Genomic DNA, 21,110 nt, shown 5'->3' on the forward strand with positions numbered 1-21,110 from the left:
CTATTGCCGCAATCATGGATATACCAGGGCGTGGCGGTGGCCCTGGGTTGCTGCCTGGGCTCGTTGGGCGTCGGCTGGCAGTTGCGGCCACTGGGACGCCTGACCGAACGGGCCCGGCAGATCGGCGACAACCCCTTGAGCCAGGGCATCTATACCGGGCGGGCGGATGAATTCGGGCGTATCGAGTTCGCCCTGCAGATGCTCGAGGCCCAGGTCGGCGCGGTGGTGGGGCGTATCGGCGACGCTTCCCAGCGGCTGGCCGGGCATGCGTCCGAGCTGGTGGAGCACTTGCATTGCAGCCACAACAGCACCCTGGAACAGCAGGCGGAAACCGATCAGGTAGCGGCGGCCATCAACCAGATGGCGGCCAGCGTGGCCGAGGTGGCCACCCATGCCCAGCAGGCTTCGGTGGCGGCCGACCAGGCGGAGAGCGAAACCCGCGAGGGCCACCTGTTAGTGGGGGAAAGCCGCAGCGCGGTGCTGCGCCTGGCCAACGAGCTGGAACGGGCCACTGAAGTCATCCATCAATTGGAAAGCCACAGCATCGACATTTCCGGGGTGCTGGAGGTGATCCGCAGCATCGCCGAGCAGACCAACCTGCTGGCCCTGAATGCGGCGATCGAGGCCGCGCGGGCCGGGGAACAGGGCCGTGGTTTTGCCGTGGTGGCCGACGAGGTGCGCGGGTTGGCCCAGCGGACCCAGGATTCCACCAACGAGATCCAGCGCATGATCAGCACTTTGCAAAATGGCGCGCGCAACGCCGTCGAGGCCATGCAGCACAGCAGCCAGCATGTGGAAAGCAGCGTCGAGCAGGCCCAGCGTGCGGCGCTGGCCCTGGACGGCATCAGCCAGCGGGTCAACCAGATTACCGAGATGAGCTTGCAGATCGCCGCGGCCGTGGAAGAGCAGAGCGCGGTGAGCGAAGACATCAACCGCAACATCATCGGCATTCGCAATGCCTGCGAGGCGACCGTCCATGCCGGCCAGCTCAGCCATGTGAACTCCGGCGACGTGGCCGGCCTGGCAGGGGACCTGCGCCAACTGGCCTTGGAGTTCTGGCACAAGCGCGGCTGAGCCGCGCCTTGCTGCCCAGGCGCCGGGCTCAGGCGGCCCGCAGCGGGATGAAGGCGTAGTCCAGGGGCGTATCGCTGACCACCTGGGCGCCGCTGGCGGCGACCTCGGCGGCGACTTGCTCGCTGGACAGGTGGAAGCGCCAGGCTTGTTCCGGTGCCACGAGCGGGCTGGCCTGGAGCTGGTCGATGGCCTGGGCCAGGGCGTCCATGTCCGGCAGGTAGGCGGTAAAGCCGTCGCCCTTGAGCGCCGTGGTGCGGATGCCCAGCCGGGTGCAGATGGCTTGCTTGGCCTGGATGTCATCCCGGTCGGCCTGGCGCGAGCGCTGGATCAGTTCGGCCAGTTGCTCATCCACCAATTGCCCGCCGAGGATCAATTGCGGGCCCTGTTCCCAGGATTCCGGCGGGCACTCCTTGGCCGTGGGAACCAGAGGAATGTGTGGATTGATTTCCATGGGGTAGATACGGCACACCAATGGCCGGCGCTCATAGATGCGGCACAGCTGGTCTTCGTCAAGATTCCGGCAGGGGCCGACGTTATAGGCGGCGAAGGTGATCGCCACATAGGCATCGGCACTGCCACTGGGCACCCGGCAGGAACGGCGCTGGGCATGTTCGCGTTGCTGTGCCGGCAAACCCAGGCCATTGCCGAGGAAGGCCTCCACCAGCACGATCACCTGGCCGCCATCGGCCGCCCAGGCCCGGGCTTCGGCGAGTGTCAGGGGAACATGGTGGTCGTGGCAGCACTTGCCGCAGCCTACGCAGGAAAACCGAGTGTTCATGGCATGAGCAACCCAAGCGGATCGAAAGGGGGCGTCGTCTTTCTGTTGTTCGACGCTGCGAATGCCCTGGCGAAGCAAGTTATGCGCCAGTCAACGGCTCTTGAGCGCTGGGCGAGTGCTGTTCCACTCGCTGACCAGCGCCTTGCGGCTGGACCGCTGGTACAGGCACCGCTCGATGCCGCTGCGGCCCTGCATGGGCTTTAGCGGGTACTGGCCCTGGAGCAAGGGGGCGCTATAGCCGACCCAGTCGTCGAACGGGGTGCCGGGGCGGCGGTCGGCGGGTGGAGGAGAGCGCGAAGACCCTGCGGGCCTTGTCGCAGCTTCGCAGGCCCAGTAGCGGCTACAGGCCGGGCGTGTCGGCGTAAGTGTGCCTATGGCACCCGTTCGCGGCGGACCACTTGCATGCCCGCGCTGTCGTACAGGCGGCGGGCGCGCAGGTTGTCTTCCAGCACCTTGAGGTCGAGCCGCTCTTCCCGGCGTTCGGCGAACATCACGAACACCTGTTGCAGCAGGGCCCGGCCCAGGCCCCGGCCGCGGGCGTCAGCATGCACCACCAGGTCCTTGAGGTAGGCGCTGGTCCAGCACTGGGCCACGCCTATGACCTGGCCGGCCTCCAGGAGCACCAGGCAGAGTTCAGGATCGTATTCGGCATCGGTCTCGAAGGCCTTGCGCCAGGTATCGAGGTCCGGGACGTGGCCGCCGCCGTCCAGGTAACCCAATTGCATCAAGTGATGCACCTCTGGCGCGAGATCCGGGCTGTAGTGGCGCAGGCTGACCCCGACCGGCCATCGGGGGGCGAGCTGTGGTCCGGTCAGGTCGCGGCGCATCAACAGGCAATAGCGTTCTTCCACGGTTCAGGCTCCGTGGGCAGCGATGGCCTTGGCCGCATCGATCAGGCAACGGGTCAGCTCCGGCGAGGAGAACTTGGTCAGCACCGCATTGGCCCCGGCCTGGCGCGCCTTCTCGCTGTTCATCGCGCTGTCCAGGGAGGTGTGCAGCAGCACATACAAGTGGGCGAAGTCCGGGGTCTCGCGCAGGGTCCGGGTCAGGGCATAGCCGTCCATCTCGGACATTTCGATGTCCGAGACGATCAGGTTGATTTCGTTGGCCGTGCCTTGCAGTTCGAGCAGGCAGTCGATGGCTTCCTTGGCGCTGCGGGCGGTGTGGCATTGCAGACCGAGGTTGCGCAGGGTGTGCACCGATTGCTGCAGCGCCACCTGGCTGTCGTCCACCACCAGGATGCGCGCGTTGCCCAGGGCATCGGCGTCTTCCATGCTCAATTCGGTGGGGGCCATCTCGATCTGGGCCGGGGCGATGCCATGGATCACTTTTTCGATGTCCAGCACCTGCACCAGGGTCCCGTCCACCTGGGTCACGCCGGTGATGTAGGACCTGACGCCGCCCGAGCCGTAGGGTGGTGGGCGGATATCGGTACTCAGGCAATGCACGATCTTGCTCACGGCCTGCACGTGCAGGCCCTGCTTGGAGCGGCTGACGTCGGTGACGATCAGGCAACCGGCGTCCGGATCGGCCAGGGGGCGCTCGCCGATGGCCCGGCTGAGATCGATCACCGACAGTGAGTTGCCGCGCAAGGTGGCGATGCCTTTCACATGGGGATGGGATTCAGGCAGCTTGGTCAGGGGCGGGCAGGGAATGATTTCGCTGACCTTGAGCAGGTTGATAGCCATCAGCTTGCCGCTGCGCAAGGTAAACAGCAGAAGCGAAAGCGAATCTGCGCGGGCTTTGTTGGAGGACATAAAAACCTTCTTCTTGAAGAATTGGCGCGTGGATCGAACCACGGACAACCATGGATAACGGGTTATCGACGTTTTCAGGACGGGCTTTAGCCGGATTGGCCGATCCGGCTCGTCGCAGGCACCGCCCCGCGGGGGCTCATTTGAGCCCCAGGCGCTTGGCCAGGCGACTCAGGTTGGCCCTGTCCAAGCCTAGCTCACGGGCGGCGGCGGCCCAGTTGTGCTGGTGCCGTTGCAGGCAGGCGTCGATCAACTGGCGCTGGTAGTGCTCGGTAGCCTGGCGCAGGTCCCCGGGCACCGCCAGTGGCATGGCCGGTGTTGTCGTTTCGGCAGCCACGCCGGGTTTCTCGCCAGCGTGGGGCAGGTCCAGGTCCGCGGCGTCGAGGCTAAGGATCTTCGGTCGTTGCCGGTGGTTGCCCAGGGCCTTGAGGGCGCTGCGGCCGACCAAGTGCTCCAGTTCGCGAACGTTGCCCGGCCAGTGATAGGCCAGCAACGCGGCCTGGGCATCGGCGCTCAGGCGCAGGCTGCCCAGGCCCATGCGCGAACGGTTCTGCTCCAGGAAGTAGCCGCTGAGCAGCAGCACGTCGCGGCCACGGTCGCGCAACGCCGGGACGCGCAGTGGATAAACGCTCAGGCGATGGTAGAAGTCGGCACGATAGCGGCCGTTGCGCACCTCTTGGGCCAGGTCGCGATTGGTCGCGGCGATCAGGCGCACATCCACCCGATGCTCCTGGTCCGAGCCCAGGCGCTGCAACTGTCCGCTTTGTAGCACGCGCAACAGCTTGGCCTGGACGAGCAACGGCAATTCGCCCACTTCATCGAGGAACAGGGTGCCGCCGTTGGCCAGCTCGAACTTGCCCTGGCGGTCCTGGGTGGCGCCGGTGAAGGCGCCCCGGACATGGCCGAACAGTTCGCTTTCCACCAGGGTATCCGGCAGGGCCGCACAGTTGAGGCTGACCAGCGGCTGGTCGGCGCGTAGCGAGGCGGCGTGGATGGCCTGGGCCACCAGTTCCTTGCCGACCCCGGTTTCACCGGTGATCAGGACCGTCAGGTCGCTGCTGCCCACCAGGGCGATTTCTTCCATCAGGTGCTTGTGGGCCTTGCTCTGGCCGATCATTTCCCGATGCTGGCCGCTGGCCTGGCGATACACCTCGGCGCGCTGGTGCTCGTTCTCCGCACGCTGGGCCAGGCGTTCGATGCGTTCGGCGGCGCTGACGGTGGCCGCGGCCAGGCTGGCGAAGGCCTGCAGGGCATCCAGCTCGATGGGCTCGAAGCGTTGCGGATCCAGCGCGTCGAGGGTCAGCAGGCCCCAGGGGCGTTCGTCGACAAATAGTGGGCAGCCCATGCAATCGTGGATTTCCAGGTGCTCGTCGAGCCCCTCCACCAAGCCGTCGTAGGGGTCAGGTAGCTGGCTGTCGCTGGCGAAGCGGGTTGGTCCCGGGCTAGCCAGCAGCGCGGCGAAACGCGGGTGTTCGCTGACCTTGAAGCGCCGGCCCAGGGTGTCGGTACTCAGGCCGTTGACGGCTAGCGGCACCAGCCACTCGCCATCCAGGCGCAGCAGCGCGGCGGCGTCGCAAGGCAACAGCACGCGCAGCGCCTCCAGCAGGCGTCGATAGCGTTCGCCTTCCGGCAATTCCCGGGACAGGTCGGTGACCAGGGGCAGCAGGGTGGTGAGCAGGGCCTTTGCAGTCATAAAGACTCCTTGTAGTCGATTTGACTATAAATTCATTGAAGTCTTTATGACTACTATTATCTTAAGTTATTGAATTTAAATGATTTTAATCTTGGCACGAATACTGATTGGACAAGGGAACCCTGCAAGCGGTCATAAGTCCAGGAGTTGTCCCATGCTAAGCGTCCAAGATCGCGCCATCATCAAGTCCACCGTGCCCCTGCTGGAAAGCGGGGGTGAGGCCCTGATCACCTACTTCTACCGAATGATGCTCTCGGAGTATCCAGCAGTCCGCCCACTGTTCAACCAGGCCCACCAGGCCAGCGGCGACCAGCCCCGGGCCCTGGCCAATGGCGTGCTGATGTACGCCCGGCATATCGACCAGCTCGACCAGCTGGGAGACCTGGTCGCCAAGATCATCAACAAGCACGTCGCCCTGCAGATCCTGCCGGAGCACTACCCCATCGTCGGCAGTTGCCTGTTGCGGGCCATCGCGGAAGTGTTGGGCAGCGAGATCGCCACCCAGGAGGTCATCGATGCCTGGGGCGCGGCCTACAACCAGCTGGCGAACATCCTGATCGGCGCCGAGGCGGCCATCTACGACGAGAAGGCCCAGGCCCCGGGCGGCTGGCGTGGTGCCCGGGAATTCAAACTGGTGCGCAAGGTGCGGGAAAGTGCGGAAATCACCTCCTTGTATTTCGAGCCGGCCGACCAGGGGGCGATCCTCGCCGCCGAGCCGGGCCAGTACATCGGCCTGCAGCTGTTCATCGATGGCCAGGAAATTCGCCGCAATTACTCGCTGTCGGCCTTGTCCGACCAGGGCCAGTACCGCATCAGTGTCAAGCGCGAGGCCGGTGGCGTGGCTTCCAACTATCTGCATGACCAATGCCCGGTGGGCAGTAGCATCATGCTGTTCCCGCCTGCCGGGGAGTTCACCCTCCAGGCCAGCGACAAGCCGTTGGTGCTGATCAGTGGCGGCGTCGGCATCACCCCGACCCTGCCGATGCTGGAGGCAGCCCTGGCCACCGAGCGCCCGGTGCACTTTATCCACTGCGCACGCAATGGCCAGGTGCATGCCTTCCGCCAGTGGGTCGATGCCCTGGCTGAACGTTATCCACAGCTCAAGCGTTTCTACTGCTATGCCGAGGATGATGGCGTCAGCCCGGCGGCCGACAGCCTGGGCGTGTTGACCCAGGATCAGCTGGCGCAGTGGCTGCCCGAGCAACGCGACCTGGATGCCTACTTCCTCGGACCCAAGGGCTTCATGGCGGCGATCAAGCGCCACCTCAAGGCCTTGGGCATTCCTGAGCAGCAGAGCCGCTACGAGTTCTTCGGCCCGGCCGCGGCTCTGGAATAACTCTCCCGCCTGCCGGCTCCTGTCCTCCAGGGGCCGCTTGTCGGCGCCCGCCAGGTGCATTCCAGCCACCGTTGGGGCGCCGGCAATCTCCAGACCTATTGGCCAACTTTGGAAGAGCGGCTGCCGGGTTAATCCCGACTTAACCTGCCTGTCGTTAATTGCCGGCGATATCGTCCGGGGCGCGACTGCCTGGGCGAGCCGTTCGATTCCATCGCTCGCCCGGCAGGCCTTGGCTTGCAGCCTGCAAGCCGTGCATTCAAAGGTCATGTTCAGCGTGTAGACTTCCGGGCACTGCGACGGCGAACCGGCCATTTGGCAATTCCACAGCGCGACGCCGCGATAGAAGCGGGCGGACCGCTGCAACACACAGAAAAAGGAATAGGGATGAGTGACGACAGACTGCGTTTGGGGCGTGAACGACGCTTCCTGGTACTGCTGGGGGTGATCTGCCTGGCACTGATCGGTGGTGCCTTGTACATGCAGGTGGTGCTGGGCGAGGCGCCTTGTCCGCTGTGCATCCTGCAACGCTACGCCTTGTTGCTGATCGCGATCTTCGCCTTCATCGGCGCGGCCCTGGGTTCGCGGCGCGGCGTCACTCTCATGGAGATCCTGGTGGTCATCTGCGCCCTCGCCGGCGCCGGGGTGGCCGGGCACCATGTGTACACCCAGTTCTATCCGGCGGTGAGCTGCGGCATCGATGTGCTGCAGCCGATCGTCGACAGCCTGCCGCTGGCGAGTATTTTTCCCCTGGGTTTCCAGGTCGATGGTTTCTGCTCCACGCCGTACCCGCCGATCCTTGGCCTGTCCCTGGCCCAGTGGGCGTTGCTGGCGTTCGTGCTGACGGTGATCCTGGTGCCGCTGGGCGTGGTGCGCAATCGCAAGAAAACCTATTGATCGTCTCGCAAAAGCCCCGGTTCCTGTAAAGGAGCCGGGGCTTTTTCATGCCGCGCATGAGGTGCCTGAAAAGTCCGTGATTTGCGGCAAGCCAGGGGGCAACAAAAGTGCGACATGTTGTCACACTGTCGCGGCCGCAGAGAGGTGGGGGAATGGTTTCAAGAGACTGCAAATTACCTGACTGGTTCAATCGATGTCTGTCAGTTTGTGCATGTCGATAAGACCGCGAAAAACCATAGCCTGCTATCTATACAATTCTTCACAGACCCCGTTTTACAAGGGCTGAGCCATACGGATGGCGGCTTTCAGCGACTTTTTCAGGTGCCTGCCAGCACCGGCATGAGGGACTTTTCTGGGGTTTTTGTTGCGAATGAAAATCGATATGATTTTGCGCCTTCGTAACAATCGTGTGGGATTGTTGCGGTCAGCGATAAAAATTATTTCGGGATAAGACATGGTTTATAAAACGCGACATATCTACAATCGCCCGCACTGAATTTCCGACGCTGCTCCCCCCTGAGCACACGAGGATGGTCGAGGAGTGGATTGAGCGCTCCATGCGACTGCAGGTGTCGGCGCCTTCCTAACTTCCGCACCAAATGGAATTGGTCTGTAACAGGGCCTTTGACCACGAGATCGAATAAGAACCACTGCTAGCCCGGGATGTGTCGTTGAGCGTTTCACCGCAACGGGCAGGCCCTTATTCAATTAAAGAAAAATGCCAACCCTTGGCAGGGTGAAGTGTTGGCGATCAAAACCCAACTGCATTGCGCAAGCTGCTTTAGAGGTCGTGAGATGAGTAAAAACAGGTACCCCAGATTACTAGGCTTATTGCCGCTGCTCAGCATGTTGATGCTGGGAGGCTGCAAATGGACCTTGCTTGATCCCAAGGGTCAGGTCGGTCTGGACGAACGAAACCTGATCATCACTGCAACCATCCTCATGCTGCTGGTGGTGGTGCCGGTCATTCTCATGACCTTCGCTTTCGCCTGGAAGTATCGCGCTTCCAACCAGAACGCGACCTACGCGCCGAAGTGGTCCCACTCCACCAAGATCGAAGTGGCCGTATGGGCCGTGCCGATCATGATCATCCTGGCCCTGGGCTATGTGACCTACAAGTCGACCCACGCCCTGGACCCTTATCGTCCGCTGGAGTCCGACGTCAAGCCGGTGACCATCGAAGTGGTCGCGATGGACTGGAAATGGCTGTTCATCTATCCGGAGCAGAGCATCGCCACGGTCAACAAGATCGTCTTCCCGGCGCATACCCCGATCAACTTCCGCGTGACCTCCGACACCGTGATGAACTCGTTCTTCATCCCGGGCCTGGGTGGCCAGATCTATGCGATGGCGGGCATGACCACCAAGCTGCACCTGATCGCCAACCAGAACACCGAGCTTGACGGTATCTCCGCCAACTACAGCGGCGCGGGCTTCACCGGCATGAAATTCAAGGCGACCGCTACCAGTCAGGAAGAGTTCGACGCCTGGGTAAACGAAGTCAAGAAGGCACCTAAACAGCTGGACACAGCTGAATACGCGGCCCTTTCCAAGCCAAGCCAGAACAACCCTGTGGAGCTCTACTCCTCGTACGCGCCAAACCTGTTCCAGACCATCATCGACAAGTATGAGGGTATGACTCCAGGCAAGCCGCTCAAGCACGAGAAGAAAGAGAAAGAAGTGGCCACTTCGCAGGGAATGGACATGAGCTCGCATTCAGCTGCCGGGGCAGAGGAGTAAACGATGTTTGGTAAATTAAGTCTGGACGCGATACCGTTCCACGAGCCGATTGTCATGGTGACCCTTGCCATGATCGCGCTCGGTGGTCTGGCGGTCGTCGCGGGTATCACCTACTTCAAGAAATGGACCTACCTGTGGTCCGAGTGGCTGACTTCGGTCGACCACAAGAAAATCGGCGTGATGTACATCATCGTGGCCATGATCATGCTGCTGCGTGGTTTCGCCGACGCCATCATGATGCGTTCCCAGCTGGCCCTGGCCACCGAGGGCTCGCCTGGCTACCTGCCACCTGAGCACTATGACCAGATCTTCACCGCCCACGGTGTGATCATGATCATCTTCATGGCGATGCCATTCTTCACCGGCCTGATGAACCTCGTCGTGCCGCTGCAGATCGGTGCCCGTGACGTGGCCTACCCATTCCTCAACTCCCTGAGCTTCTGGCTGCTGGTTTCCGGCGTCGTGCTGGTGAACGTGTCCCTGGGTGTCGGCGAATTCGCCCGTACCGGCTGGGTCGCCTATCCGCCGCTGTCCGAACTGGGCTATAGCCCGGGCGTGGGTGTGGACTACTACATCTGGGCGCTACAGCTCTCGGGCCTGGGGACGACACTGACGGGGGTCAACTTCCTGGCGACCGTCCTGAAGATGCGCGCGCCTGGCATGAAGGCCATGGACATGCCGATCTTCACCTGGACCTGCACCTGGGCCAACGTGCTGATCGTGGCTTCGTTCCCGATCCTCACCGCTACCCTGGCGCTGCTGACTCTCGACCGCTACATGGATTTCCACATTTTCACCAATGAACTTGGTGGCAATCCAATGATGTACGTGAACCTGTTCTGGGCTTGGGGTCACCCCGAGGTATACATCCTGATCCTGCCGGCCTTCGGCGTGTTCTCGGAAGTGATCTCGACCTTCACCGGCAAGCGCCTGTTCGGTCACCACTCGATGATCTACGCTTCGGGCGCGATCTCGATCCTGGGCTTCATGGTTTGGCTGCACCACTTCTTCACCATGGGTTCGGGCGCCAGCGTCAACGCCTTCTTCGGCCTGGCGACCATGCTGATCTCCATCCCGACCGGGGTGAAGTTGTTCAACTGGCTGTTCACCATCTACCACGGCCGCCTGCGCTTCACCAGCCAAGTGCTGTGGACCCTGGGCTTCATGGTGACCTTCGCCATCGGCGGCATGACCGGCGTACTGCTGGCCGTACCGGGTGCGGACTTCGTACTGCACAACAGCCTGTTCGTGATCGCGCACTTCCACAACGTGATCATCGGCGGCGCCGTATTCGGCTACATCGCTGGCTTCAGCTTCTACTTCCCGAAAGCCTTCGGCTTCAAGCTGCATGAAGGTTGGGGCAAGGCTGCATTCTGGTTCTGGATCTCGGGCTTCTTCGTCGCATTCATGCCGCTCTACGCGCTGGGCTTCATGGGCATGACCCGTCGCCTGAACGCCACCACCAACCCTGAGTGGGTGCCTTACCTGCACGTGGCCATGGCCGGTGCGGTGCTGATCGCCGTAGGTATCGCCTGCCAGCTGATCCAGTTGTATGTCAGCGTGCGTGATCGCAAGCAGAACATGTGCGAAGCGGGCGACCCGTGGAATGGCCATACCCTGGAATGGTCGACTTCGTCGCCACCGCCTTTCTACAACTTCGCTGTACTGCCGAAGGCCGATGGCATCGACGCATTCACCGAAGCCAAGGAAGCCGGTACCGCTTACCAGAAGCCAAGCCGCTACGAACCGATCCACATGCCGAACAACACCGCGACCGGCCTGGTCATGGGTGCTCTGCTGACCGTATTCGGTTTCGCGATGATCTGGCACATCTGGTGGATGGCCATCTTCGGCCTGGCCGGCACCGTGATCTATTTCATCATCCATGCCGCTCGTGACGACCAGGGCTACATGGTTCCGGTCGAGGTGATCGAACGCATTGAAGCCGAGCAGCACAAGCGTCTGGTATCGGAGAAAGTGATCCCGGCTACCCGTGTTGAAACCTCGTTGGAACAGGCTTAAACCATGTCGAACTTAGTGATGAATGCTGGACACGCCCATGGTCATGACCATGGACACGATGACCACCACCACGACTCGGGCGAGATGACCGTATTCGGTTTCTGGCTCTACCTGATGACCGACTGCATCCTGTTTGCGTCGATCTTCGCGGTATACGCGGTGCTGGTGAACAACGTTGCCGGTGGCCCGTCGGGCCACGACATCTTCGAACTGCCCTACGTGCTGGGTGAAACCGCGCTGCTGCTGTTCAGTTCGATCACCTACGGCTTCGCCATGCTGGCGCTGTACAAGGGCAAGAAAACCCAGGTACTGGGTTGGCTGGCCATGACCTTCCTGTTCGGCCTGGGCTTCATCGTGATGGAGGTCAACGAGTTCCACCTGTTGATCTCCGAGGGCTACGGCCCTAACCGCAGCGGTTTCCTGTCCGGGTTCTTCACCCTGGTCGGTACCCACGGTCTGCACGTGACCAGCGGCCTGATCTGGATGGCGGTGATGATGTACCAGGTCTGGAAAAAGGGCCTGACTTCCACCAACAAGACCCGTCTGAGCTGCCTGAGCCTGTTCTGGCACTTCCTGGACGTTGTGTGGATCTGCGTATTCACCGTTGTTTACCTGATGGGGACTATGTAAATGGCTAACGCATCACATTCCCACAATGGCCACGACGACGCCGGCCACGGCAGCGTCAAGTCCTACGCCATCGGCTTCATCCTGTCGGTGATCCTGACCGTGATCCCGTTCGGGCTGGTGATGTACCCATCGCTGCCCAAGGACGTGACCCTGTGGATCGTCCTGGCGTTCGCGGTGATCCAGGTGCTGGTGCACCTGGTGTACTTCCTGCACCTGGACCGTTCCGCGGCGCAGCGTAACAACGTGGTGGCGTTCATCTTCGCCGCGTTGGTCATTGTCCTGCTGGTTGGTCTGTCGTTGTGGATCATGTTCAGCATCCACACCGTCATGATGGCGAAGTGAGGTAGACCCGATGTCGCTCAAGCACTTTATCCAAATCACCAAACCGGGGATCATTTTCGGTAACGTGCTTTCGGTGGCAGGCGGGTTCTTCCTGGCCTCGAAGGGGCATGTCGATCTGGCCATTTTCCTGGCCGCCATGATCGGCACCTCGCTGGTGGTAGCGTCCGGTTGCGTGTTCAACAACTGCATCGACCGTGACATCGACCTGAAGATGGAGCGCACCAAGAACCGGGTGCTGGTCCAGGGCCTGATCTCCCTGGAAGTGGCCCTGGCCTATGCCTCCATCCTCGGCGTCGCCGGCGTCGCCCTGCTGTACTACGTGGCCAACCCGTTGGCCGCGCTGTTCGCGGTAATCGGCTTTGTCATCTACGTTGGCCTCTACAGCCTGTACCTCAAGCGCAAGTCGGTTCACGGCACGCTGGTGGGCAGCCTGTCCGGGGCCATGCCGCCGGTGATCGGTTACGTGGCCGTGAGCAACAGCTTCGACATGGCTGCGTTGACCCTGCTGGTGATGTTCAGCCTGTGGCAGATGCCGCATTCCTATGCCATCGCGATCTTCCGCTTCAACGACTACCTGGCCGCATCGATCCCGGTGCTGCCGGTCAAGCGCGGTATTCGCGTGGCCAAGAAGCACATCCTGCTCTACATCCTGGCGTTCCTGGTGGCGACCCTGATGCTGACTTTCAGCGGGTATGCCGGCATGAGCTACATGGCGGTAGCGGCGGCGATGGGCATGTACTGGCTGTACATGGCCTGGACCGGCTACAAGGCGGTGGACGACACCGTGTGGGCCCGCAAGCTCTTCGTGTTCTCGATCTTCACCATCACCGCGCTGAGCGTGATGATGTCGGTGGATTTCAAGGCCCCGACCGAGTTGCTGCTGACCTACGCCCACTAAGCCCGGGCCAAGAAAAAGCCCCGCCTTCGCAAGAAGCGCGGGGCTTTTTCATTGCATGGCGGTCACATCATTTAAAGCTTTAGGCCCGAAGCTGTTGCCTGGGCGAGTAAAATGCGCCGCCGTGATGAACCTTGAGTGGATGGAATGGAACGCGGTATCGAACTATACGACTCGAAGGAGCGCTACGGCGCCGTCAGTCGCGGATTGCACTGGACCATGGCATTGGCCTTCGCCTGGATCTACAGCACCGCCGGTGCACATTACCTGCTGGCTGATTCGGCCCTGGACGAGTTCCTCTGGCCGACCCACAAGCAGGTGGGCCTGTTGCTGATGGCCCTGTTGCTGGCGAGGGTGCTGTGGAGCCTGTTGAGTCGCCGTCGCCGGCCACCGAGCCTCAACCTCCTGGCAACGCTGGGGCATGGGCTGCTGTATGTGGGAATGTTCGCCATTCCGTTTTTCGGCCTGCTGCGCCAGTACGGCTCGGGGCGGGCATTCTCCGCCTTCGGCCTGCCGGTGATGAGCGGCTTCGAAGGGCCGAAGATCCAGTGGATGACCGACCTGGGCAACAACTTCCACAGCCTCCTGGGCTGGACCTTGCTGGTGGTGATCCTTGGCCATGTCGCGGCGTTGCTCTTGCACTGTGCCAAGGGCCAGGGGCATATCCTGCGTCGTATGCTGGGCAATGCCACTTCGGTTTGAGTATTTTAATCCGCAACAAGAAAACCCCGCCTTCGAGAGAAGTGCGGGGTTTTTTACTGACCGTCATTGTTGGGCATTCAGAGTACGGTTCAAGCGTTCTTATCCTGCCTGGCTGCTGGTCATGTACTTACTGAGCAATGACCTTGCGCCATAAGCGGGCAAAATATTGAAGAGTGCAAAAAACACCTTGATCGCGATCTGCAAGAGAACCATGTTCAGGATGTCCGCGTTGCGCATCAACCCATAAAAGACGATGTAGCAGAATAGAAAACTGTCGATGATCACTGCAAAGAAGGTACTCAAGAATATTCGCAGGAACAGGAATCTGGAATTCGTCAGTTCTTTTATTTTGCACAGCAAATAGGAGTTGATGTTTTCCGAAACAAGGAATGAGATGGATGACGCCACCAGTACGGACGATACCTGGGTGATCACATCATTATAAGGCGAGTCGAATTTCCAGCCGGGCAGACCAGGGAGGAAGGTCGAGCCATAGAGGAGAATGAACACGGTGGAGGTACTGGCGAATGCGAAGAAAATGGCTTTTCTTGCCAGGCGGAGCCCAAAGTTTTCGTTAAGCAGGTCAACGATCAAAAAGGTCAGGGAGTAAAGAAAGGTTCCTGGAGTGATGACGATGTCCAGCGATTCCAAGTAGATCGGCTTGGTTGCGGCGATGCTGGTGAAGATATAGAAGGTCACGAGCAGCAGATTCAGGGTTATATAGATCATCCATGAGGTTTCATGGCGGTCATTCAAGTCGTAGGCGGTGAGACTATCTCCTTGAGAGTAGAATTTTCGATAAAGATTCTTGATTTCTATTTTGTTCAGGTTGTCTATTATTTCGCTGTTCAAAACCTCGCTTAGTTTGATTTTTATAACCTTGCCGGTTGCGATGATCATGATTATCGCAAGCTTCTTGTTGTTGTCGAATCCCAAGAGCTTGTATTTGCTGTTGTCAATTTCAAAGGCCGACATGGAACCGCTCCTCGATGATATCGCCGACTACGATCATGCGGTCCGAGTCGGAGCGAGCATCATTCGATATCAGGAGCTTTCTTGTCAGTTTGTCGTAGATCAGCTTTTCCTTGTCGTCAGTCGATGAGCCCTTTTGCACGATCAACAGGTCGCCGGCTTCATTCACGCCTGGAATTTCATTCTCCAGCAACACGGCTATCAGATTGGAGGAAGTACCGAAGTAGTAGGTCAATGGGTAAAGCGTGACCAGCTCGCCAATTCGTTTTCCCATGCTCTCTATCAGCAGCCTCTCCCTGATGATCGGAACGGCTGCCGGGTTCATGTTTCCTTGAGGGGAGATACTGCTCTCGATGATCTCCTTTTCCTTGAAGTCGACAGTTTCTATCTCTTCATAGGAAACGCCGAAGAAATCGGAGATTTTCCGGATGGTGGACTGCTGTACGTTGCTGACCTTGCCTTCCAGGATGTTGTAGATGGTCGTTCGGGTCAGGCCGCTGGCGTTGCACAAGGACAGTTGTGTCTCACCACGACTTTTTATCAGGTACTTGATGTTGCTCTTTAAATGCTCTGTTCTTTCTCTTTTGTGCATCTGCTGCTCACCACTTCCTTTTGGTTCTGATCCCTTGAGTACTGCATAACGATCATGCAGTGCCTGGGGACAACTGCGTGACGCGGGTCCGAGGGCTGGCGGGGCAGTTTTGGCAATTTCCGCCAGCTCGCTAGTGCTCCCCAGGCTGTGCCGCGTTCCTCCTGAAATCCCTGATGGTCGATATCCAGGGCGATCGCCCCCCTGGGAAACGGCCGAATTACCAGTGCGGGGAGGGAGGCGACGTATGTGTCGGCCGTGACCATACAGCGCTCGAGGCGCGGCGTCATGACCCTGATGACAAACCTGAACACAAGGTAAGGTCGATGTCATTTCGACTCGCCAGGAAATACCTCATTTAATTTAGTTCATGTTCAATTTTTTGATTAATTTTGTTACATCTCGTACAGTCATTGCCAGTTGGCCCGTTTTGCCCAAACGAACGTAAAACCCAGGAAGCGTGCCTTCGTTCGTGGCATGCGACATACAAGGAAGGGACACAGAACCATGGCAGCCGATACTGAACCACTCAGGACCCAGGCAGACCTGTTGCGACGTGGTTTGGCCGAATTACGAACCGAAGACGCCGAGTTGGCAAGCATCCTGGACGCGGAAATCACACGTCAGCACCGCACCTTGTCCTTGGTTTCGTCTTCTTGCGCGGCGGGCCCCCGAACCTTGGCGGCATCTGCCTCGGCCTTGCTCAACGTCACCGTCGAGGGCGTTCCCGGTCGGCGCCGTCATGCTGGTTGCGAAAATGCCGATCTGGTCGAATCCCTGGCGATTCGTCGGGCCAAGGAACTGTTCGCTGCCCAGTATGCCGGGGTGCAATCGCACTCGGCCTCCAATGCCAATTACCAGGTCCTGTCGGCCCTGGCCGAGCCTGGCGACACCATCCTCGGCATGGCCCTGGACCATGGTGGCGACCTGACCCATGGCAGTTCCCTCGCGTTCAGCGGCGTCCATTACAAGGCGATCCGCTACGGCACCACGGCCCAAGGCGTCATCGACTACCCGCAAGTACGGCAACTGGCCCTGGCCCATCGTCCGCGCATCATCATCTGTGGGGCGACGGCCTATTCACGGATCGTCGACTTCCAGCGCTTTCGTGCCATCGCCGATGAGGCTGGAGCCATTCTCCTGGCCGATATTTCCCATATTGCCGGGCTGGTGGCCACCGGGCGCCACCCGAGCCCGATCGATTCGGCTCACGTCACCACCTGCTGTACCCACAGGCAGCTCGGCGGACCTCGCGGCGGGTTGATTCTCTCGGGACGCGATGCCGACACCAAGGTGCCGGGTCTCAGGTCGAGCTTTCGTCGAGTGCTCGACCAAGCGGTGTTTCCCGGCATGCAGGGGGCGCCGGCAGTCAACATGATCGCCGCCAAGGCGGCCGCGCTGGGTTATGCCAAGTCGGTGCAGTTCGATGCCTACATGGGACGGGTGCGCACCATCGCCGATGAAATGGCCGATGCGTTCATGGAGCGGGACTATGAGGTCGTGGGCGGCGGCACGGAGAATCACACCATCCTGCTGCGCCTGCATGGAGGCATCAGCGGCTCCATCGCCGAATCGGCGCTCGAGAAGTGCGCGATCATCGTCAGCAAGAAGCGTGGGCCGGGGGAAGTCCGCCCAGCCTTTGCCGCCAATGGCCTGTGCATTGGCACCGGCTCCATTGCCCAGCGCTACCTGGATTCCCAGGGGTGTCGCGAGCTCGTCGACCTGGTGTGTCGGATACTGGATCAGGTCAAGCCCCACGGCGAACAACACTACATCCTGGAGCCGGCCTTGCAGCAGCAGTTCCGGCGGCAGACCGAGGCGCTGTGCGCGATGTACCCGATTGTCGAATATGGGGATCGTTGAGAGGGGCGAGCCCCGCCTTCGTCATGAATACGGGGCTGCCAGCCGGCCGGTCGGCCGGGCATCGGCTTACTGCTGGATGGCGCTGTAGCCGACGAACGCGGTCTGCTGCTGGATCGCGGTGACGATGTTCTTGCGGGTCGCCGGTTGTTCGTTGCCCTGGTTGTCGACGAACACCTCGCTTTCCAGCTCGGCCTCTTCGCCTTCGCCGATGAAGCTGAAGCCCAGGAACTCGAAGGCTTCGCGGTCGGCATTGGCCTTGGAGCGCGGGCGCATCGGCAGGGTCACGCTGATGCCGTCCTTGCTGATGGCGAACACTTCCATTTCCTTCTTGGGCCGCGATGCCTTGCTCTTGCCGCTCGGGTTGCTGATGGCCTGGTGGGTCTGGTTCAGCACCTTGAGCGCCAGGCCATACACCAGTTCCTGGAAGTCCGGGTCGTCCTTGTAGCTGGAGAGGATCCGGCTGATGGGAAACTTCTTGCTCAGGTCCTCGAGGGCGGCCAGGTCCGCGGCTTCGGCATCCTTGAGTTGCTTGAGCTGGCCCATGAGTTCATAGGCGGTATCGTCGTCAAAGCTGTCGTGGGCCTGGCGAATGGCGGCGCGCAGTTCGCGAATCTGGTCACTTTCTTTCGAGCTCTGGAAGGCGTCGAGCACCATCTCGCTGATGCTCTTGGCCTGGGGCACATGCTGGGAAAGATGCATGGCGTTTTCGTATTCGGTCTTGCTGGACAAGGCGATCACGGATTCTTCGGTGTTGGAATCAGGCATTGAACATCCACTACTTGGTTTGACAGGTTTGAGGCGCGAAAAGCCCGGGGGGATTTTCGGGGGCGCCTAATCTATTGGAGCGCAGGGCCGTTGTCACGGACCAAGCGCTTGGAGAGTCAGGGCAGCCCTTACAGACCGGCCAGAGGGAGGAAGATTCCCCGATGAACGGAGCTCCATTGGCAAGCGCTCCTGGTCGGACAGGAACGCTAGCGGATGGAGGCGAAGCAGGTGAGAGTAGCTGAGCGTCGTTCGTGCCCCTGGCTTCAGGTCACCTGTATGGCACTGATCCCGGCTTCCAGCTCCTGGCGCAGGCCACTGCCGCGGCGGGCGATGAACACCAGTTGCGCGGCATGTTCGGTGGGGTGCCCGGTGGCCAGGGTGAACTGGCTGCGGCTGCCCACATGCTGCAACCAGTAGGGCTGCTCGTTGCCGTCCAGGCGTACCAGCCCCTTGAGGCGCAGCAGGTCGGCCGGCAACTGCGCCAGCCAGTCGCGCAGGGCCTTGGCCTGCAAGGGCCGGGGGCTGTTCCATACCCAACTTTCGAACAACTGGTCGTGGGCCTGGGGCAGGGCCTTGAACAGCACCTCGCTGGAACGTACCGGCGGGGCCAGCAACAGTTCGTCCGGCAGTTCGGCCTGTACGGTTTCGAACACCGGGGCGCGGCAGGCGAGGCTGGTACGGATCGCCTGCAACTGCTCGGGCGTGACCAGGTCGACCTTGTTCAGCAGCACCCAGTCGGCGCAGGCCACCTGTGCCCGGGACAGGCGCGCCATGTCGCCCTCCAGGGCCTGGAAACCGCTGGCATCCACCAGGGTCACCACCGCATCCAGGTGCAGGCGGTCGCGCAGTTGCGGGTAGCCGATGGTCTGCACGATGCGTTGCGGGTCGGAGACACCGCTGCACTCGATGACGATCCGCTCCAGGGCCGGGCGCAGCTTGGACAGGCTCACCAGTTGCGCCAGCAGGTCTTCCTGCACGGTGCAGCAGATACAGCCGTTCTGCAGGCTGTACACAGCGTCGGTGACCTCGGCGATGATCGCTGCATCGATGTTCAGCTCGCCGAAGTCGTTGACGATCACCGCCAGCCGGCCGCTGTCGGCGCGTTGCACCAGGCGGTTGAGCAGGGTGGTCTTGCCGGCCCCGAGAAAACCCGAGACCACCGTGACCGGAATGCTCGGCAGCTTGATCATGGTTCCTGGCCCTCGATCACCGGTGGCAGGCCTTCCCACACCGCCTGCAGCGGCGTGTCGCTGAAGGTGCCCTGGCGGTCGTAGACCAACTGGCCCTCGACGAAGGTCAGTTGCACCTGGGTGTGGTGGATGTAGTTGCGGGCCGGTTGGGCGAACAGGTCGCGGTCGAGCACGATCAGGTCCGCCGACTTGCCGACCTGCAGGCTGCCGGTCAGGTGTTCCAGGCCCATGGCATGGGCGCCGTTGAGGGTCGCCACTTGCAGCGCCTGCTCCAGGCCGATGGGGTCGCCGAAGGTGTCGGGTTCCTGGTTCCAGGGGTTCTGCCGGGTGACCATGGTTTCCAGCGCCAGCCACGGGTCGATGGAGGCCACCGGCCAGTCGGTGCCGAACACCGCGATGCCGCCGGCGGCCAGCACGCCCTTGAAGTCGTAGATGCGCTTGAGGCGTTCCTGGCCATAGCCTGAGCGCGCGCCGCTGGCGAACGGGGTCGGGTACCAGGCCGCCGGGGAGAACTCGGCGATCACGTCCAGGCTCTGGAAGCGCTTGAGGTTGCCCGGGTGCAGCAAGGTGCTATGGGCACACTGGTGGCGTACGCCGCTGTGGCCGTTGCGGCGCCGGGCCTCGGCCACGGCATCGAGGAACACGTCGGAGGCGCCGTCGCCGGTGCAGTGGGCGATCACCCGCAGGCCACGGCGGTCCATGTCCACCACCATGTCGGTGATGTGTTCCGGGGTCAGGTTGAGCTTGCCGCGCCAGCTCGACTCCTCGGGCCAGGGGGTCAGCAGGTACGAGGACTTGGGCTCCACGGTGCCGTCGAAATGGAACTTCACCGCGTTGGCGCTCAACCGTGAGCTGCGATAGAAGTGCCGCTCGCCGCTGAGCAGCTCCCAGCGCCGGCGTACCGGGAAGATATCGTCCTGCCAGCTGATGGCGGCTTCCACCCGCAGGGTCAGCTCGCCGGCGTCGTCCAGTTCCTTGAGTGCCTGCAAGCGGTTCTCGCAGACGTGCACGTACTTGGTGGCGGTGACCCCGCGAGAGGTCTGGAAGTGCACGCCATCGCGATAGGCCCGGCGCAGTACCGAGACCGGGGTCGCCGGCATGGCCGCGTGGATCAGCGCGTAGGCGCCGTCGATCAGCAGCCCGTTGGGTTCGCCGGTGAGCGAGTCGCGCTCCAGGTAGCCATTGCGCGGGTCGCTGGTATGGCGATCGATACCGGCCAGTTCCAGGGCCTTGGAGTTGACCATCATGGTGCCCCACATGCGGTCCAGCAGCGCCACCGGGCGGTCCGGCATGATGCTGTCCAGCCACTCGCGGCCCGGCGTCAGGCCGGCCTCGCGAAAGGTGTAGCGCACCCAGTATTGGCCGTAGATCCAGCCGTCGCCCGGATGGCTGTCGGCATAGGCGTGGATCGCCGCCGCCAGTTGCTCCGGGGTCGGGTCCTCGATGCCCACGTCCAGGTCGTCGGCATAGCGCGGCGCCAGGGCCAGGTCGGGGTGGGTGTGCATGTCGTGCAGGCCGGGCATGCAGAACGCCCCGTCCAGGTCGTGCTGGCGGGTATTGGGGCCGACCAGCGAGCTCAAGGAGGCGAGGCTGCCCACCGCGATCAGCTTGCCTTGGCGAATGGCCACGGCATCGGCCCAGGGCTGCGCCGGGTCGAGGGTGTAGAACCGGCCGTTGTGCAGCACCAGTTCGGCGTACTGGTCGACGGCGCTATGGGTGGAGTTGAATTGGTCGGAAGCGGTCACGGGTCAACCTCTCAAGCAGGGCCCTTCAACAATGGGCAAAAAATGGGCGACAGGCGCAGTGGCCAAGCAGTGGTTCATGGGCGCCGCCATGGCGAGGGAGCAAGCCGCCTCGCCAGCGTCGGCCCC

Annotated in this window: 19 protein-coding genes; 10 read left to right on the forward strand and 9 right to left on the reverse strand. The window is 61.5% G+C overall.

Annotation, left to right across the window (positions count from 1 at the left end; translation table 11 throughout):
- The first annotated feature begins 3 nt into the window (after positions 1-3).
- Positions 4-1,074: a methyl-accepting chemotaxis protein gene (locus ACK6AU_RS14355; RefSeq protein ID WP_409299699.1), complete on the forward strand. Its 1,071-nt coding sequence runs from the start codon at positions 4-6 to the stop codon at positions 1,072-1,074.
- A gap of 28 nt (positions 1,075-1,102) precedes the next feature.
- On the opposite strand, the gene ACK6AU_RS14360 is transcribed toward ACK6AU_RS14355, so the two are convergent.
- From ACK6AU_RS14360 to norR, 4 genes are all read right to left on the reverse strand, one after another.
- Positions 1,103-1,852: a YkgJ family cysteine cluster protein gene (locus ACK6AU_RS14360; RefSeq protein ID WP_409299669.1), complete on the reverse strand. Its 750-nt coding sequence runs from the start codon at positions 1,850-1,852 to the stop codon at positions 1,103-1,105.
- 371 nt (positions 1,853-2,223) lie between these two features.
- Positions 2,224-2,703, reverse strand: a complete 480-nt coding sequence (locus tag ACK6AU_RS14365; RefSeq protein WP_409299670.1) for a GNAT family N-acetyltransferase — start codon at positions 2,701-2,703, stop codon at positions 2,224-2,226.
- Positions 2,704-2,706: 3 nt separating this feature from the next.
- The gene (locus ACK6AU_RS14370) at positions 2,707-3,609 is read right to left on the reverse strand and encodes a chemotaxis protein CheV (RefSeq protein ID WP_185698631.1); all 903 of its coding nucleotides are present in this window, start codon (positions 3,607-3,609) and stop codon (positions 2,707-2,709) included.
- A 136-nt stretch (positions 3,610-3,745) separates the two neighbouring features.
- The gene (gene norR / locus ACK6AU_RS14375; protein ID WP_409299671.1) at positions 3,746-5,299 is read right to left on the reverse strand and encodes a nitric oxide reductase transcriptional regulator NorR; all 1,554 of its coding nucleotides are present in this window, start codon (positions 5,297-5,299) and stop codon (positions 3,746-3,748) included.
- Positions 5,300-5,453: 154 nt separating this feature from the next.
- On the opposite strand from norR, the gene hmpA reads away from it, so the two are divergent.
- The 8 genes from hmpA to ACK6AU_RS14415 all read left to right on the forward strand — a co-directional run bounded on the left by hmpA (position 5,454) and on the right by ACK6AU_RS14415 (position 13,860).
- A complete protein-coding gene (gene hmpA / locus ACK6AU_RS14380; protein WP_185698629.1) occupies positions 5,454-6,635 on the forward strand; it encodes an NO-inducible flavohemoprotein in 1,182 nt (393 codons plus the stop codon).
- Between the two features lie 384 nt (positions 6,636-7,019).
- Complete coding sequence (locus ACK6AU_RS14385; RefSeq protein ID WP_409299672.1) at positions 7,020-7,529, forward strand: disulfide bond formation protein B; 510 nt, start codon at positions 7,020-7,022, stop codon at positions 7,527-7,529.
- A gap of 795 nt (positions 7,530-8,324) precedes the next feature.
- Complete coding sequence (gene cyoA / locus ACK6AU_RS14390; RefSeq protein WP_409299673.1) at positions 8,325-9,269, forward strand: ubiquinol oxidase subunit II; 945 nt, start codon at positions 8,325-8,327, stop codon at positions 9,267-9,269.
- Between the two features lie 3 nt (positions 9,270-9,272).
- Entirely contained in the window at positions 9,273-11,291 is a 2,019-nt protein-coding gene (gene cyoB / locus ACK6AU_RS14395; protein ID WP_185698627.1) for a cytochrome o ubiquinol oxidase subunit I, read from the forward strand.
- Positions 11,292-11,294: 3 nt separating this feature from the next.
- Positions 11,295-11,921 carry a cytochrome o ubiquinol oxidase subunit III gene (locus tag ACK6AU_RS14400; RefSeq protein ID WP_185698626.1) on the forward strand — a complete coding sequence of 209 codons (627 nt, stop codon included), beginning with the start codon at positions 11,295-11,297 and terminating at the stop codon, positions 11,919-11,921.
- Positions 11,922-12,263 carry a cytochrome o ubiquinol oxidase subunit IV gene (gene cyoD / locus ACK6AU_RS14405; RefSeq protein ID WP_185698625.1) on the forward strand — a complete coding sequence of 114 codons (342 nt, stop codon included), beginning with the start codon at positions 11,922-11,924 and terminating at the stop codon, positions 12,261-12,263.
- A gap of 10 nt (positions 12,264-12,273) precedes the next feature.
- Positions 12,274-13,161: a heme o synthase gene (gene cyoE / locus ACK6AU_RS14410; protein ID WP_185698624.1), complete on the forward strand. Its 888-nt coding sequence runs from the start codon at positions 12,274-12,276 to the stop codon at positions 13,159-13,161.
- A 144-nt stretch (positions 13,162-13,305) separates the two neighbouring features.
- Positions 13,306-13,860, forward strand: coding sequence for a cytochrome b (locus tag ACK6AU_RS14415; protein WP_409299674.1), 555 nt, complete (start codon positions 13,306-13,308; stop codon positions 13,858-13,860).
- Positions 13,861-13,959: 99 nt separating this feature from the next.
- On the opposite strand, the gene ACK6AU_RS14420 is transcribed toward ACK6AU_RS14415, so the two are convergent.
- Positions 13,960-14,835, reverse strand: coding sequence for a queuosine precursor transporter (locus ACK6AU_RS14420; protein ID WP_409299675.1), 876 nt, complete (start codon positions 14,833-14,835; stop codon positions 13,960-13,962).
- Complete coding sequence (locus ACK6AU_RS14425; protein WP_409299676.1) at positions 14,822-15,424, reverse strand: helix-turn-helix transcriptional regulator; 603 nt, start codon at positions 15,422-15,424, stop codon at positions 14,822-14,824. The genes ACK6AU_RS14420 and ACK6AU_RS14425 overlap by 14 nt, the downstream gene beginning before the upstream one ends.
- Positions 15,425-15,928: 504 nt before the next feature.
- Here ACK6AU_RS14425 and glyA point away from each other — a divergent pair.
- Positions 15,929-17,284 carry a serine hydroxymethyltransferase gene (gene glyA, locus ACK6AU_RS14430; protein WP_185698620.1) on the forward strand — a complete coding sequence of 452 codons (1,356 nt, stop codon included), beginning with the start codon at positions 15,929-15,931 and terminating at the stop codon, positions 17,282-17,284.
- 66 nt (positions 17,285-17,350) lie between these two features.
- Here glyA and ACK6AU_RS14435 read toward each other — a convergent pair whose 3' ends face one another.
- The 3 genes from ACK6AU_RS14435 to ACK6AU_RS14445 all read right to left on the reverse strand — a co-directional run bounded on the left by ACK6AU_RS14435 (position 17,351) and on the right by ACK6AU_RS14445 (position 20,984).
- Positions 17,351-18,049 carry a hypothetical protein gene (locus ACK6AU_RS14435; RefSeq protein ID WP_409299677.1) on the reverse strand — a complete coding sequence of 233 codons (699 nt, stop codon included), beginning with the start codon at positions 18,047-18,049 and terminating at the stop codon, positions 17,351-17,353.
- A 263-nt stretch (positions 18,050-18,312) separates the two neighbouring features.
- On the reverse strand, positions 18,313-19,239 hold the full coding sequence (locus ACK6AU_RS14440; RefSeq protein ID WP_409299678.1) for a CobW family GTP-binding protein: 927 nt from the start codon (positions 19,237-19,239) through the stop codon (positions 18,313-18,315).
- Positions 19,236-20,984 (reverse strand): amidohydrolase, encoded by a 1,749-nt coding sequence (locus ACK6AU_RS14445; RefSeq protein ID WP_185698617.1) that lies wholly within the window; start codon positions 20,982-20,984, stop codon positions 19,236-19,238. Before ACK6AU_RS14445 ends, ACK6AU_RS14440 begins: the two co-directional genes overlap by 4 nt.
- Between the last annotated feature and the right edge of the window lie 126 nt (positions 20,985-21,110).

The organism is Pseudomonas sp. KCJK8993 (assembly GCF_046230915.1).
Taxonomy (GTDB): Bacteria; Pseudomonadota; Gammaproteobacteria; order Pseudomonadales; family Pseudomonadaceae; genus Aquipseudomonas; species Aquipseudomonas piscis.